General features: G+C 57.1%; 25 protein-coding genes and 1 tRNA gene. 3 read left to right on the forward strand and 23 right to left on the reverse strand.

The genetic code is table 11. The annotated features are described in order from the left end of the window. Positions 1-206 precede the first annotated feature (206 nt). The 23 genes from BMON_RS00695 to BMON_RS00785 form a co-directional block, all read right to left on the reverse strand. Positions 207-277, reverse strand: a tRNA-OTHER gene (locus BMON_RS00695). A gap of 115 nt (positions 278-392) precedes the next feature. Next, the gene (locus BMON_RS00700; protein WP_033513468.1) at positions 393-596 is read right to left on the reverse strand and encodes a hypothetical protein; all 204 of its coding nucleotides are present in this window, start codon (positions 594-596) and stop codon (positions 393-395) included. A 361-nt stretch (positions 597-957) separates the two neighbouring features. Then, the gene (locus tag BMON_RS00705) at positions 958-1719 is read right to left on the reverse strand and encodes a hypothetical protein (protein ID WP_152595810.1); all 762 of its coding nucleotides are present in this window, start codon (positions 1717-1719) and stop codon (positions 958-960) included. Between the two features lie 193 nt (positions 1720-1912). Then, positions 1913-2065 carry a hypothetical protein gene (locus BMON_RS09785; protein WP_156098605.1) on the reverse strand — a complete coding sequence of 51 codons (153 nt, stop codon included), beginning with the start codon at positions 2063-2065 and terminating at the stop codon, positions 1913-1915. After that, complete coding sequence (locus BMON_RS00710) at positions 2062-2352, reverse strand: hypothetical protein (protein WP_033513470.1); 291 nt, start codon at positions 2350-2352, stop codon at positions 2062-2064. The genes BMON_RS09785 and BMON_RS00710 overlap by 4 nt, the downstream gene beginning before the upstream one ends. Beyond that, positions 2349-2732, reverse strand: a complete 384-nt coding sequence (locus BMON_RS09790) for a hypothetical protein (protein ID WP_152595811.1) — start codon at positions 2730-2732, stop codon at positions 2349-2351. The genes BMON_RS00710 and BMON_RS09790 overlap by 4 nt, the downstream gene beginning before the upstream one ends. After that, a complete protein-coding gene (locus tag BMON_RS00715) occupies positions 2729-2950 on the reverse strand; it encodes a hypothetical protein (protein ID WP_033513471.1) in 222 nt (73 codons plus the stop codon). Before BMON_RS00715 ends, BMON_RS09790 begins: the two co-directional genes overlap by 4 nt. Beyond that, positions 2947-3774: a hypothetical protein gene (locus BMON_RS00720; protein WP_033513472.1), complete on the reverse strand. Its 828-nt coding sequence runs from the start codon at positions 3772-3774 to the stop codon at positions 2947-2949. The genes BMON_RS00715 and BMON_RS00720 overlap by 4 nt, the downstream gene beginning before the upstream one ends. Then, on the reverse strand, positions 3758-4036 hold the full coding sequence (locus BMON_RS00725) for a hypothetical protein (protein ID WP_033513474.1): 279 nt from the start codon (positions 4034-4036) through the stop codon (positions 3758-3760). The genes BMON_RS00720 and BMON_RS00725 overlap by 17 nt, the downstream gene beginning before the upstream one ends. 558 nt (positions 4037-4594) lie before the next feature. Then, positions 4595-5008: a GIY-YIG nuclease family protein gene (locus BMON_RS09795; protein ID WP_152595812.1), complete on the reverse strand. Its 414-nt coding sequence runs from the start codon at positions 5006-5008 to the stop codon at positions 4595-4597. After that, a complete protein-coding gene (locus tag BMON_RS00730; protein WP_033513475.1) occupies positions 4989-5279 on the reverse strand; it encodes a hypothetical protein in 291 nt (96 codons plus the stop codon). The genes BMON_RS09795 and BMON_RS00730 overlap by 20 nt, the downstream gene beginning before the upstream one ends. After that, entirely contained in the window at positions 5276-5635 is a 360-nt protein-coding gene (locus BMON_RS00735; protein ID WP_033513477.1) for a MerR family transcriptional regulator, read from the reverse strand. The genes BMON_RS00730 and BMON_RS00735 overlap by 4 nt, the downstream gene beginning before the upstream one ends. Then, positions 5632-6150, reverse strand: a complete 519-nt coding sequence (locus BMON_RS00740; RefSeq protein ID WP_033513479.1) for a hypothetical protein — start codon at positions 6148-6150, stop codon at positions 5632-5634. The genes BMON_RS00735 and BMON_RS00740 overlap by 4 nt, the downstream gene beginning before the upstream one ends. Then, a complete protein-coding gene (locus tag BMON_RS00745; RefSeq protein ID WP_033513480.1) occupies positions 6147-6464 on the reverse strand; it encodes a helix-turn-helix domain-containing protein in 318 nt (105 codons plus the stop codon). Before BMON_RS00745 ends, BMON_RS00740 begins: the two co-directional genes overlap by 4 nt. A gap of 147 nt (positions 6465-6611) precedes the next feature. After that, on the reverse strand, positions 6612-7103 hold the full coding sequence (gene ssb / locus BMON_RS00750) for a single-stranded DNA-binding protein (protein ID WP_033513482.1): 492 nt from the start codon (positions 7101-7103) through the stop codon (positions 6612-6614). Further along, complete coding sequence (locus tag BMON_RS09100) at positions 7100-7918, reverse strand: hypothetical protein (protein WP_051917687.1); 819 nt, start codon at positions 7916-7918, stop codon at positions 7100-7102. Before BMON_RS09100 ends, ssb begins: the two co-directional genes overlap by 4 nt. After that, the gene (locus tag BMON_RS00760; RefSeq protein ID WP_033513484.1) at positions 7903-8484 is read right to left on the reverse strand and encodes a hypothetical protein; all 582 of its coding nucleotides are present in this window, start codon (positions 8482-8484) and stop codon (positions 7903-7905) included. The genes BMON_RS09100 and BMON_RS00760 overlap by 16 nt, the downstream gene beginning before the upstream one ends. After that, a complete protein-coding gene (locus tag BMON_RS10500; protein ID WP_033513486.1) occupies positions 8481-8711 on the reverse strand; it encodes a DivIVA domain-containing protein in 231 nt (76 codons plus the stop codon). The genes BMON_RS00760 and BMON_RS10500 overlap by 4 nt, the downstream gene beginning before the upstream one ends. 110 nt (positions 8712-8821) lie before the next feature. Further along, positions 8822-9043, reverse strand: coding sequence for a hypothetical protein (locus BMON_RS00770; protein WP_033513487.1), 222 nt, complete (start codon positions 9041-9043; stop codon positions 8822-8824). Further along, positions 9033-9206, reverse strand: coding sequence for a hypothetical protein (locus tag BMON_RS09800; RefSeq protein ID WP_156098606.1), 174 nt, complete (start codon positions 9204-9206; stop codon positions 9033-9035). Before BMON_RS09800 ends, BMON_RS00770 begins: the two co-directional genes overlap by 11 nt. After that, a complete protein-coding gene (locus tag BMON_RS00775) occupies positions 9203-9493 on the reverse strand; it encodes a hypothetical protein (RefSeq protein WP_033513489.1) in 291 nt (96 codons plus the stop codon). Before BMON_RS00775 ends, BMON_RS09800 begins: the two co-directional genes overlap by 4 nt. Position 9494: 1 nt before the next feature. Further along, positions 9495-10265 carry a phage antirepressor N-terminal domain-containing protein gene (locus tag BMON_RS00780; RefSeq protein ID WP_033513491.1) on the reverse strand — a complete coding sequence of 257 codons (771 nt, stop codon included), beginning with the start codon at positions 10263-10265 and terminating at the stop codon, positions 9495-9497. Positions 10266-10318: 53 nt separating this feature from the next. Beyond that, positions 10319-10567 (reverse strand): hypothetical protein, encoded by a 249-nt coding sequence (locus BMON_RS00785; protein ID WP_033513492.1) that lies wholly within the window; start codon positions 10565-10567, stop codon positions 10319-10321. Positions 10568-10708: 141 nt separating this feature from the next. On the opposite strand from BMON_RS00785, the gene BMON_RS09105 reads away from it, so the two are divergent. Genes BMON_RS09105 through BMON_RS00800 form a run of 3 tightly spaced genes read left to right on the forward strand, consistent with a single transcriptional unit; the run spans position 10709 to position 12166 of the window. Further along, positions 10709-11119: a hypothetical protein gene (locus BMON_RS09105; protein ID WP_051917688.1), complete on the forward strand. Its 411-nt coding sequence runs from the start codon at positions 10709-10711 to the stop codon at positions 11117-11119. Next, on the forward strand, positions 11103-11549 hold the full coding sequence (locus tag BMON_RS00795) for a M78 family metallopeptidase domain-containing protein (protein WP_152595813.1): 447 nt from the start codon (positions 11103-11105) through the stop codon (positions 11547-11549). Before BMON_RS09105 ends, BMON_RS00795 begins: the two co-directional genes overlap by 17 nt. A 44-nt stretch (positions 11550-11593) precedes the next feature. Then, the gene (locus BMON_RS00800; RefSeq protein WP_081882722.1) at positions 11594-12166 is read left to right on the forward strand and encodes an Ltp family lipoprotein; all 573 of its coding nucleotides are present in this window, start codon (positions 11594-11596) and stop codon (positions 12164-12166) included. The last annotated feature ends 134 nt before the right edge of the window (positions 12167-12300 follow it).

Raw genomic sequence — 12300 nt, forward strand, 5'->3', positions numbered from 1 at the left:
CGGACCAAGTCTGACGGTTTTGGAGACCGTCATCGCACCGTGCGACCGACATGTGCGGGCAGAGGCTTGAATGCTCTCGGGGAGCACCGCATTTCAGCGTGCCTGACCTCTAGTGAGGATTATGGTGGTGCCCACCAATGGTGGGCAGTCGCATAGCGATCAACCTATACGGGATGCACTCGGATCCATTAACCGTGCATCATTCGTTCCTCTGGCGGGAGTCGAACCCGCTCGCGCGCACTAACATTACGTGCTCTATCCGTTGAGCTACAGAGGAGTCCTTCCGCCTTATGCATGACCGGAATGCTCCAGGCCAAGGAGCGTATGTCGACAACCGGTCGAGGAGCAGTGCGGAAAGAATATTGCCGCCCGCTATATGACGGCAAGAATGGTTATTGGTCTTTGCCGAACTGCTGGTTTCGCGCGCGGCGCAGGCTGCGTATGAGGCGGTTGATGGCGGAGCGACTGTTCAGTGTCATCGCTCCTTTGATGTAGGGTGGTTCGTCTCCCCATTGCACGGTTAGGTCAGGTTCGTTGTCGTCTCCTTGGACCTTCGGGTGCTCATAATCCGACTCGTAGAACTTTTCTTTTGGCATCACGCCACCTGCCTTTCGGGCTATAGTTGTTGTCTGTTGGATTCCTCATTGGAGAGGAGGTGAATTATGAAGGTCGCAAGATATTATTCAAGTAACCCCAGTGATCCTGATGTGTATCACGATCATGACGATTGCCCTACTGGTAAGCAGATTCCTTGGTACAACAAGCAGTCTGGTGACAATGGTTATCGTCATTGCAAGGATTGCGAGGAGCTTGACTAACTTCGAGTAACTTACAAGTGAGCCCGGCTCAAACATGGCCGGGCTCTAATTATGGGGGTGTTGGTATGTCCATCTATGAAAATAACCAACTTTAGCTAGTATGGCGTCCACAGTTGGCGAATGCAAATAACGTCCACAGTTAGCGTGTGTACGCTCGCCACACGTCCCAGAGCAGGAACACTGGCTTGCTGTCCTGACTGCCTACGCTCTTGATGATGCCGCGTCGCTTCCACTCGCTGATCGTTTTCCGCTTGATATCAACACCGCATCCTTTCAACAGTTTGCTGAGTGCTGCTGCTGTGCCTTGAGCGTCGGATATGGCGAGTTTGAACATGCGCTGCTCCTGTATCTGCCGGATGTTGACGGTCGTGCCGCATGTGCATGGCTGCCAGCCTGCCGCCAGATCGTCTTCGCTTGACCATATGCCAGCGCCACAGTGGTCGCATTGGCCGATGAGGATTCGGTCTGACGGTGGTTCGAACTGTCTGTCGAGCCTGTGGACGGAATTCTCGGCCAGCTTGTAGATTTGCACCGCGTCGTTTCGGCTCATGAGCTTCTGCGAGCGTCGTGATGCCACACTGAGCAGGCTTTCTGCGTTCACCCGGACAAAGTGCAGTCCCAATGCCTTGCCGAGCTGTACGGCGTATTCTATGAGATTCTGCTGCAACTGCCATGCGCCCACGTTCACCGGCACGGGGGCGACGGTTCGAGAACCGTGGTTGCTTTCGCGCACCATGACGCTCGCCTTCTTCGCCGCGATCTGACGAAGGTCAGGCAGTCGCACAGCCAAGTGGTGCAGCATGTGCGACAGCTTGGTCACGCACTTGCCGCAAACCTGCGTTCCTGCAGTCTCAGCACCACACAAAGCGCAGCCGACGATGACAGGTCGAGTCGTAATCATTCAACAACCTCGGTTTCTAGGTGTCGGGCGAGAAGGGTTACATGAATCCTGGCCAACGGGAAGGAAGAATCTGGAGGTTCGATTTTTATACTGCCGGATTCAACCCCGTAAGCCATGTCATAGCCATCTGCCAAAAACTGCGTTTCACCATTTCTGTGATGGATAATGCGAATTTCATTGAAACAGTAATCTTTCAAAATTCCGGCCCCTTGTCTTCTAACGTCGCGCGTAGCGCGGCGATGACCTGTGGGCTGAACCCGTAGTCACGGCGTATCTGCTCGTCGTCCGCACCATCGCGCATGGCATCCTGCGCCTCGTTGTAGCGGGTTTCGTTACGCTTGGTCATTCCGATACTGCCTTACGAGCGGCTTCGAGCACCGCTTTGGATTGCGCCATGAATTCCTCACGCTGCTCCGGCGCGATGCAATGCCAGGCGGCAACGTAATCATCGTGGCTCATATGATGTGCTGACGTGGTGAGCCGGCTGAATATCGCAATCGCACCAGCCTCGATCTCCCCTTCGGTAGGCTCAGCGGTACGACCGGCAACATAAGCTTTACGCAAATCATCGGAATTATAGATACAAGGAATTCGCTCGATCTTTTCCTCCGCTTCATCTGTTGCGATACTCATTGCTGCTCCTCACGCTGTAAACCGTTCGATTTATAGAGATAGTTTTCTTTGCGATACGGGTTTGGAGATGCCGGTTCGGCATTCTCCACACCATCCATCCAACCGCGCGCATGCCCTTCACCCCACGCTTCTGCTCGTATCTGAGTATCATGAGCAGCGAAGGACTGAATACGCCAACCGACGTATGCTTTCCTGAACTGTTCCCAATCAAATATTTTTGATGAACCCGTTGTCATCCAACCTCCTTCCACGTTGATTGCGATAACTCCACAAAAATGACCTCTGCCAAAATCGTCATGGACATCCAGAAGAAACGTGTCATCACACTCTGGTTCCGGTGTGCTCTCGGTTATTTCTATTGGTTCGTATTCCTGTGTCATGATTCTCGTCCTTTCAGAACGTTGTTGATTGCTTTTCGCAGTGCGTATCTTGAGGCTTGTTTGAGTGCTTCCTGCCGCGGCTGGTAATCGGGTATCGTGTTCGCGCTGCCGACCATCGCCAGGTATTTCTCATCGGTTTCGTAAACGTCGAAAGCCCGATCCAATTCGATATCCGTCACCGGTGCGATTCCATCGAACGATGGTTGAAAGATGCTCATGCTTCCTCGCTTTCGTAGGGGTTGGGACTCACTCCGGCGAGAGCTCTGCTTACTGCCGTATCGGCTTGGACTGATTCCATGGCATCCATCCAACCGCGCGCATGCCCTTCACCCCATGCTTCGGCTTTCACTTTTCGGAGCCAGCGGTCGAACTCTGGCCCGTAAACTTGGTCAAGTCGACGGACTACGTAGCTTGTTGGCAGGTCGTTGTCATCCCCTTCAAGCGTTACGAGACGGTGGGCGGCGTAGTGCGATCTCACTTCCTCGGTGGTTGGCGTATATGCCTTGTTTTGCCGTCCAGCGGCTTCCGTGTGCCCTGTTCCTGTCATTCTGGTTCCTTTCCTAGTATTTGGTTGATGTCCCCTTTGCCGAGTCTGCCGGCGAAATGGGGGGGTGTGCGTCCGCTTCGGCTTCGCCGGCGCCGACGGAAGCTGACGTCCGCGAGACATGTCCAAGGCTGTCGAAAGCGCCTGCCGTGCTGGCATGCCACGGTCCACGTTCGCGATCAACGACCGCCGAGCCGCCCAGAGTTCATACGCCGTCAGGTCGAGCGGCTCCAGCATCCGACCGATCTCCGCCTCCGAAAGTCTGGTGCTCGGACGATGGGCTTTGATGATCTCGACGATGTCCTCCGGGGCTATCATCCCGAAGTCATGATGCCGGGTATGCCATTCAGCCAATGCGGCGAGGCACTGAGACAGCGTCGGGCCGCACGCCTGGTTGATGATCTGGCCGAAGAGGATCGCGTCGTTCTGGTCTGCCGTCCGATGGTCAAGGTGCTTGATCGCGGTCATGAGGTCCCAGCAGTCAGTTTTCGACAGCATGTTGGGTCATCCTTTCCTCCGCGGCCAGCTGGTCGTGGATGCGCCGGTCCTCGTCCCATTCGGCCTGAGCCTTCTGCGTCTTGGTGAGATAGACGCCGAAAGGTCTCCCCCGCCTCGGTTCGTCGGCGTGCCTGCGGATCCAAGTGGAGAACGCCCTGTCGAAATCCTTGTACTTGTATTTGTTGCCGGTGGCGGCGATAGTGTCACGGAACTGGGCAGCCAGATCATCAACATCAACCTTCGCTTTGCCTTCGGATTCCATCTTGGTTGCGAGTTCGTAGTGGGATCGCTTCGGGGTCCAGTCGTCGGGAAGTTTCGAGCGAGAACGCGAAACTTGTTTCGCGGGTATGTTGTTCCCCTGTTCCCCTGTTCCCCTGTTCCCCTGTTCCCCTGTTCCAAGGCTGAACCACCGTCTGTATGCGCGGAATCTCCGCGACTATTGTCGGTAAAACCGTGATTGCCGTAGAACTCCTTGTCTGGAGCCGATTCCGGGTCGTCAGGCGCTGGAAACCTTGACGAAGCGCGACGTTCGTTCCTCTGATGCTCATCCCACCGGGTGATCGAGTAGAAACGCCTTTCATCGTTGATGTAGAACTCCACCGAGAAGGTGTTTGCAACTTCCGTGAGTATGCGCGGAAATTCCGTGATAAACGTCGGTGATTCCGAGTCGTGTGGGAAAGCGAATGACATCAGCTCCATGGGAGTCCACTCCGCGCGTCCGTGGTCATCAGCCCAATTCCACATCGCTATATAAAGAAGTCTTGCCCATGGAGACGCTTTCGCAGTGGATGGAGACCGCCAAAACTCAGGCTTGATTGTCCTAATCCTTGCCATATGTCACCGTCAATTCCCTATTCATATAGTGCTTGGGCCTTAAAATATTCCGTGATGGGTTGAGATTGGCGATACAAAGAGCCTCGAGAAATCCTTCTCGAATTTCGGTCTCATAAAAATCATTTGCATCCAAACCAACTACCTCAAGCCATGTAACTAGATGCCACCACGCCTTGCGTCTGTGCTTATCCAGCCTGTCTTTCACATGCCAGGTCTTCCCTATATAAGAAAGTTCGTCGCCGCAAAAAGCAAAATACACAAACCCACGAGCGTACTTAGTTGGAATCAATTCATCGCAAGATCGCTGTGATGGGAGCGGTCCTGAATAGCAGTCAAACACGGACAACGCATCGATATCATCACTGCGCCAGAATTCCGGTTTAATCGTCCGTATCCTCATGGTTCTCTCCTTTCCTTGGCGCTGTGTACTTCCGTTCGGTTACCGTCCACCGGAAGTCCTTGAGGTCGTGCCCCAGTCTCCAAACCCAGTAGACGGTCGATATCGTCACCATGAGGGCGAACCAGTAGGCCTGCGCCATGAGGTCCGCGAACACTACCAGCGAGGTGAATTCAATCCCGAAGACATCCAGCCAGACGAATATCGTTTTGGGCTTTCCGGTGTTGGTTGTGATGGTGACTTCGGCCGGTATACTGCAATCATTTGCATTCATGTTTTTCCCTTCTTTGCCTGTTCCAGGTACTCCTGGTCGAGCCACTGGTCGAGATCCCGGTGGTCGAATCGTGGTGGATGCCGATTGGTCATGCGTGGCCCGGTACCCGCTTCGATCCGGTAGTACATGCTGTCGATGCTGATGTGCATGTAGGCGGCTGCCTGCGTGGCGTTCATGCCCCTGGGCTTCCGGCAGACGTCAATGTAGTGGATGCATCCCGGGTCGGTGAGCATGAAGTCGAGCACCTGCGGGTCGATGTGCTGCACTTCCGTCTCGTAGGGCCATCGGCCTGTGCTGTCGGCCACCGGTTGGGTGAGGACACGGCCGCCGTTACGCAGGTCCGGACGTGGCCTCACGATTCCATCTCCCGACCCAGCGGGAGACCGTGGTTGAGGACCACCGCGAGCGAACGCAGATCGCAGCGGACCAGTTCCATGGGCGCCTTCCCCTTGGTCGTGAATGGTGTGAAGTTCCCCGTGTTGTGCAGGAACAGGTCGTCCGGCGCCTCACGGCGCATCGCGTCGAGCACCTCCGGCGTCGTGTATGCCATTTGCGAACCGATCTTCCGCATACTCCTGAACCCGATGCCTGGTACTTTCTGCACGACGAAATAGAATGGTGCATCGAGATTGCCTGCTTCGTCTATCGCCTCCAGCATGTGTGCGCGGTAGGCTTTGGCTTTGGTGTTTTTGCATTCGATGCAGACCCGCTGGCCCATGAAGTAGGTGTTGGCGATGTCGCCGATATCAGTGGCGCCATGGAGCCGCGGCCGCATGATCCGATCATCGTCGAGCGCCTGGGCGAGGTAGTCCCGCACCACGGTTTCGAACCGGGTCCCCTCGGTTTTCGCGCTTTTCCTGTTCCGGCTCATATCAGCTCCTCACGGATGTTACGGGCGCCGTAGGCTCCGGTATCAGCCCAGTCGAGCATCGTTGTCATCCATTCGAACGTGGCGCGGGACACGCTTCCGCCGGCGACCTGTACGGGCATGTTCGATGCGCCATGGGGTTTCGCTTTTGGTTTCGACTCGTACGGTCGGATGCGGCCCGAATACCCGTGAGTGCGTGCGTAGTCGATGACCGTTTCCGACAACTTCCTTGAAGTGCGTCCGGAGCCGTTGAGTGCGTTCTTCACGGATGCCCGACTCAATCCAAGCGCCGCCGCGATGGTTCTCTGCGAGATCATGCCGTACGCTCCTTCCACGTGGCTATGGACTTTTCGTCGTACGCTTCGTAGTTGTTGATGGCGCGACAGTTCCTGCACTCCCCCGCCGCATTCAGCCGCATCCCGCAGTCGGGGCATATGGGTTCCACGTCGGGCGGCTCGATATTCTCAAAACTCCGGTTCATCACTGCCCCCGAAGTCACTACTAGCGGTCGTGAAACCATCTCCGGAACCCCATGGGTCGCCAGCCGATGCCTCCTGTCGCGTGGCCTGACGGTTCGCGTAACCCGGCGTCTGGCGTGACTGACCACCGTTGTTCTGGCGTGGCATGACCTGCACGTCACTGCGGTTCAGGTCGACACCGACCACGTCGGCGCTCATTTCCAGATTCACCTTGCCCTGGTATTCGTCCGACGTGACGACCCCGTAGCAGACCACGTGATCTCCCTTGTGCAGGCTATTGAGGATGTGCTGGGCCGTGTACTGGTCCCACACGGTCACGCGATACCAGACGGGAGCGCCGTCACCCCACTGCCCCTGCTTTTTGACCCTTGGCGTCACGCATACGCTGATCCGAGCGATGGTCTTCCCGTTGACCTGCTGCGATTCGGGGTCGCGACCGAGATTACCGACGATAAGACTTGGTATTCCATTGATCATTTCTTTGCCTCCGAGGCTTCCTGCGCTTCATGGGGTGGTTCGATATCCGGGTGTTCGGCGTTCCACAACGCGTCTCTGACTCTCCCCGGCACCATGTCAGGCGAGTCGAGCATCATCAGCACGTCATCGTCCGACACGTCCTTCACATTCGCGCTGTCCACGCCGACCAGCGCCTTGAGCGCGATGCGCGCCTTGCCGGCATTATCGACGCCACCCTGCTTCAGGAGGCCGGCAAGCTGCATGCGCTGCTCGTGGGTGGCGACCACCTGCACGCTCACCGGCTCCGATGCGGCATGCTCTGGCAGGTCCTGCATCTCATCCGGCGTGTACCCGGCACCATACAGGGCTTCGGGGCAGGCTTCGCGGGCCACGGCGCTGATGGCACGCCACGTGAGCATCGTCATCGGCTGACGGGCGTAGTTCTGGTTGTTCGCCAACCCCATCGATTTCGCCCACTGCATGTCCCTCGTGACCGTGAACGGGTAGTCCGGGTCATCAGCGCGCACGATGATCGCCGTGACGCTCACCTTCGCCTCATCCTTACGGATGCGCAGCTTATGACCCGCTTTACGCACCTGGCTGGCGATCAGCTCCGCACTCATCGTCGGCTTGCCCTTGATCACACTGATGCGATACAGGCTCTCCGCCGGGCTCAATCCCATCGACGCGCCGAACCCGACAGCGACGAGAATGTTCGCGGGCTTGCCCTTGTACGCCTCCGGCAGGATGTCGGCCTGTTCGGCCGCCTTCGCCCACCGAATCTGCTCGGACATCGTCACCTCGGCGCTCTTGCGCACCGTCAGATCGTTTCCCATGAGAACGCCTCCTCGTCTTCCTCGGCTTCGCCGTTTTCTTGTTCCCCGGCTGCAATCTGCGGGATGCCGGTCATCTTCAGCGCATTCGCGGCCGTTTCGCGCAGTTTCGGATCGGATATGATCTCATCCCACGAGGGTCCGCTCACCGCGACGGAATCATCTCTAGCGGATGCCCATTTGACTCCGGGGATCTCGGTGACATTGTGTTTCTTCATGATCATGGCGATGACCTTCGGGTCGAGCGCCTCCTCGACGGGCAGGATGTAACCGCTGTCGGTCATGTCCTCCTCGCCGTTGTCATACAGCCATGAGCCGAGCATGGCGATGTCGTCGACTTTCGGTTTCGCCTCTCCCCCGCGACGGTGCGTGCTCTCGCCAAGCATCGTCGTGACTGTTTCGTTGGGCTCCGTGTGTTCGACGAGGTACTTGCGCAGCGCCTTAGTCGATGCGTTAAGCTGCTTTGCATACGCTTCCATGGCGAGTAGCAGCGTGTTGGCTTTGACCACGTCCATGTCGCCGTCCGCGATGGCGGCGGTGACCGGTGTGGTGATCTCTTTCCTGCTCATTTCGTTTGCGCTTTCTGTAGTGTTTCGAGTGTTTTCGCGAGGCGGTTGATGGTGTCGCGCACGTGGTCGAGGTAGTCGTCGACCTCATTCATGTCGTATCCCTCGCGGAACCGGTGCGTGGAAAACTCCTGGTCGCGTACGTCATTCGGTGTGAGCAACGGCAGTGGTTGGGAGACTAACTGCCATACGCTCGTGACCAGTGGCGTCTTCCTCATGTGAGATTTCATCCCTGTACTTCCTTATATGATCGAAGATGTTGGTTGGGTAGTTTTCGAACCATGCGAGCGGATAGTGGGACCGGGCCATGGTGCGGGCGATGGCGCGCACATACGGTTCCTCACTCACCGCGGCGACCTTCCGACGTGGTTCGTGGCTGGACGTCGAATGATTCGGTACGCGCCTGCAGGTCACTGGCAAGGTAACCGCCCTTCTCCCCCACGCTTGGAGCCCTGTACAGGTCGCCGTAATGACGTCGGAAGGTGCGTATCGTCTTATATGGCGTGTGCTTCATGGCCTCCTGCTCCGGCCAGTAGTCGAATGGGATGCGTTCACGCTTCATGTCGCACCTCCAGTGCGTTATGTATGGCAATCGCGGCTGAAATGATGTAGGCCACGACGAGGATCGTGTTGCGCAGTGGCGTCACAGTGGCATCGCTGCCGACCAGCAGTAGGAAACACATGACGGTGACCGCGAGCGCCACGAGAAAACGAATGCGGGTCATTTCGCCTGCTCCTTGTGAGTCTGATGCCAAAGGATCTCGACCATGTCATCGGTGTCATAGGTGGCCATGAGGCCTTTCGCACCACGTTTCATGTCCTTGCACAGTGTTGGTGGAAGGCTCCGTATGCCGTTTGAGTCGGGTTGTATGCGCATGGCTTCTGCCAGGCGTTCTGGTTCCACGTCGGAGAGCATGGCCACTGCTGTGGCAGAGAGCAGGTCGATGCCGTGCTCGTGTTTCAGGTAGCCGAGGCGTATGAGTTCCGAGCGTTTCTCTTCGTAGGTAGCCATGTCACGCCGCCTTTCCGATGGTGTGGTTGAGTACCGCCCATGTCTGGTCGAACAGGTCGCGGGATGCTTCCGTGTACGCGTACACCTTGCGGATTTGCCCGCTGCCGGTCGTGATGTCGGCGCGATCCGGCGCCATGCCGTGACGCGCGACGTAGAGACGTTTCAAGGTCTTGCCGAACACCCCGGCCATGCGCCCCAACGCCTTGCCGTGGATGCCAAGACCACCGAGATAGTCCTGCACGTAGAGTGGGCGCGTGGTCGGGTCCAGTTCGGGGATCTCACCGGTTTCCCGTGCGAGCACGATGCGCGCCTTCGCCTCGAGAAAGTCCGGGTGGATCAATCCTTCGGCGGCCTTCAGCAATTCCATGTTCTGCATGCGCCGCAGGTGTTGGGCGTTGAGCAGGTGCTCGTTGACCACGACACCGGAGTTGAAATACCGGTCGAGGGCGTCCGCCGCCTCCTTCTGGTAGGCGATGACCACATCTTTCGCTGCTTCTGACTTGAGCCGGCTCGTGTCGATGGTCGCCAGCCACATCGTGAACGTCCGACGATCAATCATGAACATCTCATGCTGCTTACCGTCGGCACCAACCGAGGTCATCATGACCCCTGTTGCCCAAGGTTGACGATCAATACGGTTCCTCTGGGACTTTGCATCCAGACCGAGATTGTTGCAGATGGGGGTAAGAGCCACGAAGACCGAGTCGCCTTGCTTCTGCGCTTCGATGATCTGCCCGTTGAACGGGATCTGCTGTATACTATTGCTTGTCATTTCAACTCCTAACTAGTTGTTGTGATTCGCCCGTGTTGGTAGCGCGGGCTTTTTCATGCCGCGAGCGATTGCCCGGCGGATTCGTTGTGTTGGCCGATGGTGGTGACTTCTCCAGGCTGAAATCCGAATGCCGCGTAAAGACCGACAATCAGCGCCGGAGTGGCGACTCCCGTCTTCCTTGCCTTGCTCAAGGCGCTCTCGCTTATTCCGAGGGCTCCGGCGAATGCCGAGTCGGTCTTGAGTCCGCTCATGCGCTTGGCTCGCTCGAGGAAACCGGGCTTGAACTCGATTTGATATGCCATCACATCTCCTTTCCTGTCGAAGTTTCCCGACATGGCATAACTATATACCACTTTGGGAAGAGATGCAACCGAAATGGTGAAGAATTTTATTTGACTTTCCCAAATTTGTATACCATAATGGGAAACATGCAAACGAATATCATGGAATGGCTACGCAAGGTCACCAACGGCGACACCAAGAATGCGATCGCAGTCAGGTCCGACCTTCCCACCTCCACACTGAACAGGCAATGGAACGATGAGAAGTTCTCCGCCGACGTGGTAATCTCCGTGGCGCACGCCTACGGCGCCTCTCCGATTGAGGGATTGAGCGCACTCGGCGTCATCACACGCGACGACATCGAGCGTCTACGCAGCGACGATGCGCTCAAGGATGCTACCGACGACCAGCTTCTGCAGGAGCTCGCGCGACGCTTGGCCGATCAGCACGACGTGATCGTGGACGACCCAGCGAGCGCCTGGAACATGCCGGTCGGCGTACGGCTCGAGCCGGCTGCCTCCCATGACAAGCGAAAAGGGCAGGCCAAGGGAGTCGATGAGGAATACGCTTAAGGTGCTCATCTCGCCACACGACACATACGGGTCGCTCCGCCTGATGGCGGACCGGCTCGGCGTTCGTGTACGAAGCGAGAATATACCGGGCGATGACCTGTGCGGATACTTCGAAGCCTGGAATAATGCGATCATCATAGACCGCAGTATGACCTACCGGGGGAAACGATGCACGCTGGTGCATGAGCTGGTGCACTGGTCGCACGGCGACTTCTTCCATGGGTCGGTCATCGATTCACGGCTCGAGAACCGTGCGCGCAGGGAGGCCGCCTGGCTACTCGTGGACCCGCGCGAGTACGAGCAGGCTGAGAGCATGTACGAAGGCGAGTCGAAGTCCATCGCCATCGAGCTCGACGTGACCTTACAGATTATCGAGGATTACCGCGATATGGTCCTCGCGCCATTGCGGGACCAGTGCGCAGCGTTATAGTTTTACCGGGCAACAACGCCCGGGTTAGAAGGGAAGAAGTCATCATGTCAGAGGAATCGAAGCCACAGGAACCGGTCGATCCGGCACCGATCAAACAAGGTAAGGCCAAGAAACCGAAGAAGCCGCTACTCAAGCGCGTATGGTTCTGGATCATTGTGGTGCTCGCGGTCATCGTCATCTACTCGATCACCACGTCCAACGGGTCAGGCGGCAGCACGGCACCGGCCGTTTCGCCGTCAGCGAGTTCGACTCAGGCGGCGAAGCCCAAAGCGTCGGAGAAACCCGCTGCCCCGGCGAAGCCCGCGGTGCCCGCCGAGTACGTGAACGCCCTGACCAAGGCCGGTCAGTATTCCGATTCGATGCAGATGAGCAAGCAGGGGATCTACGATCAGCTCACCTCCCCCAATGGCGAGCAGTTCAGCGCCGATGCGGCTCAGTATGCGGTTGACAACCTTAAGGCCGATTACAATGCCAACGCCTTGGCGAAGGCGAAGAGCTACGAGAGTCAGATGAGCATGTCGCCCGAAGCGATCCGTGACCAGCTGACCAGTGAGAACGGCGAGAAGTTCACCCAATCCGAAGCGGATTACGCGATTGCGCACCTCAACGACAAGTGACCTAAACGTACGAGAGGCCCCGCTTCATTGCGGGGCTTTCTCATATCCTCATGGCGCGAGGTGGAATTCGTGAGAATTACACCCCGCTAGTATTTCTGTTAAAGCTTTCTATTAACACTTACTGTTATTCCTTA

The sequence above is a fragment of the Bifidobacterium mongoliense DSM 21395 genome (assembly GCF_000741285.1).
Lineage (GTDB): Bacteria > Actinomycetota > Actinomycetes > Actinomycetales > Bifidobacteriaceae > Bifidobacterium > Bifidobacterium mongoliense.

What these genes read in the sequence shown, in the direction of transcription:
- BMON_RS00700 (WP_033513468.1), bottom strand. Translation starts at nt 596, where the DNA reads ATGCCAAAAGAAAAGTTCTACGAGTCGGATTATGAGCACCCGAAGGTC.
- BMON_RS00705 (WP_152595810.1), bottom strand. Translation starts at nt 1,719, where the DNA reads ATGATTACGACTCGACCTGTCATCGTCGGCTGCGCTTTGTGTGGTGCT.
- BMON_RS09785 (WP_156098605.1), bottom strand. Translation starts at nt 2,065, where the DNA reads ATGACCAAGCGTAACGAAACCCGCTACAACGAGGCGCAGGATGCCATG.
- BMON_RS00710 (WP_033513470.1), bottom strand. Translation starts at nt 2,352, where the DNA reads ATGAGTATCGCAACAGATGAAGCGGAGGAAAAGATCGAGCGAATTCCT.
- BMON_RS09790 (WP_152595811.1), bottom strand. Translation starts at nt 2,732, where the DNA reads ATGACACAGGAATACGAACCAATAGAAATAACCGAGAGCACACCGGAA.
- BMON_RS00715 (WP_033513471.1), bottom strand. Translation starts at nt 2,950, where the DNA reads ATGAGCATCTTTCAACCATCGTTCGATGGAATCGCACCGGTGACGGAT.
- BMON_RS00720 (WP_033513472.1), bottom strand. Translation starts at nt 3,774, where the DNA reads ATGCTGTCGAAAACTGACTGCTGGGACCTCATGACCGCGATCAAGCAC.
- BMON_RS00725 (WP_033513474.1), bottom strand. Translation starts at nt 4,036, where the DNA reads ATGGAATCCGAAGGCAAAGCGAAGGTTGATGTTGATGATCTGGCTGCC.
- BMON_RS09795 (WP_152595812.1), bottom strand. Translation starts at nt 5,008, where the DNA reads ATGAGGATACGGACGATTAAACCGGAATTCTGGCGCAGTGATGATATC.
- BMON_RS00730 (WP_033513475.1), bottom strand. Translation starts at nt 5,279, where the DNA reads ATGAATGCAAATGATTGCAGTATACCGGCCGAAGTCACCATCACAACC.
- BMON_RS00740 (WP_033513479.1), bottom strand. Translation starts at nt 6,150, where the DNA reads ATGAGCCGGAACAGGAAAAGCGCGAAAACCGAGGGGACCCGGTTCGAA.
- BMON_RS00745 (WP_033513480.1), bottom strand. Translation starts at nt 6,464, where the DNA reads ATGATCTCGCAGAGAACCATCGCGGCGGCGCTTGGATTGAGTCGGGCA.
- ssb (WP_033513482.1), bottom strand. Translation starts at nt 7,103, where the DNA reads ATGATCAATGGAATACCAAGTCTTATCGTCGGTAATCTCGGTCGCGAC.
- BMON_RS09100 (WP_051917687.1), bottom strand. Translation starts at nt 7,918, where the DNA reads ATGGGAAACGATCTGACGGTGCGCAAGAGCGCCGAGGTGACGATGTCC.
- BMON_RS00760 (WP_033513484.1), bottom strand. Translation starts at nt 8,484, where the DNA reads ATGAGCAGGAAAGAGATCACCACACCGGTCACCGCCGCCATCGCGGAC.
- BMON_RS10500 (WP_033513486.1), bottom strand. Translation starts at nt 8,711, where the DNA reads ATGAAATCTCACATGAGGAAGACGCCACTGGTCACGAGCGTATGGCAG.
- BMON_RS00770 (WP_033513487.1), bottom strand. Translation starts at nt 9,043, where the DNA reads ATGAAGCGTGAACGCATCCCATTCGACTACTGGCCGGAGCAGGAGGCC.
- BMON_RS09800 (WP_156098606.1), bottom strand. Translation starts at nt 9,206, where the DNA reads ATGACCCGCATTCGTTTTCTCGTGGCGCTCGCGGTCACCGTCATGTGT.
- BMON_RS00775 (WP_033513489.1), bottom strand. Translation starts at nt 9,493, where the DNA reads ATGGCTACCTACGAAGAGAAACGCTCGGAACTCATACGCCTCGGCTAC.
- BMON_RS00780 (WP_033513491.1), bottom strand. Translation starts at nt 10,265, where the DNA reads ATGACAAGCAATAGTATACAGCAGATCCCGTTCAACGGGCAGATCATC.
- BMON_RS00785 (WP_033513492.1), bottom strand. Translation starts at nt 10,567, where the DNA reads ATGGCATATCAAATCGAGTTCAAGCCCGGTTTCCTCGAGCGAGCCAAG.
- BMON_RS09105 (WP_051917688.1), top strand. Translation starts at nt 10,709, where the DNA reads ATGGAATGGCTACGCAAGGTCACCAACGGCGACACCAAGAATGCGATC.
- BMON_RS00795 (WP_152595813.1), top strand. Translation starts at nt 11,103, where the DNA reads ATGAGGAATACGCTTAAGGTGCTCATCTCGCCACACGACACATACGGG.
- BMON_RS00800 (WP_081882722.1), top strand. Translation starts at nt 11,594, where the DNA reads ATGTCAGAGGAATCGAAGCCACAGGAACCGGTCGATCCGGCACCGATC.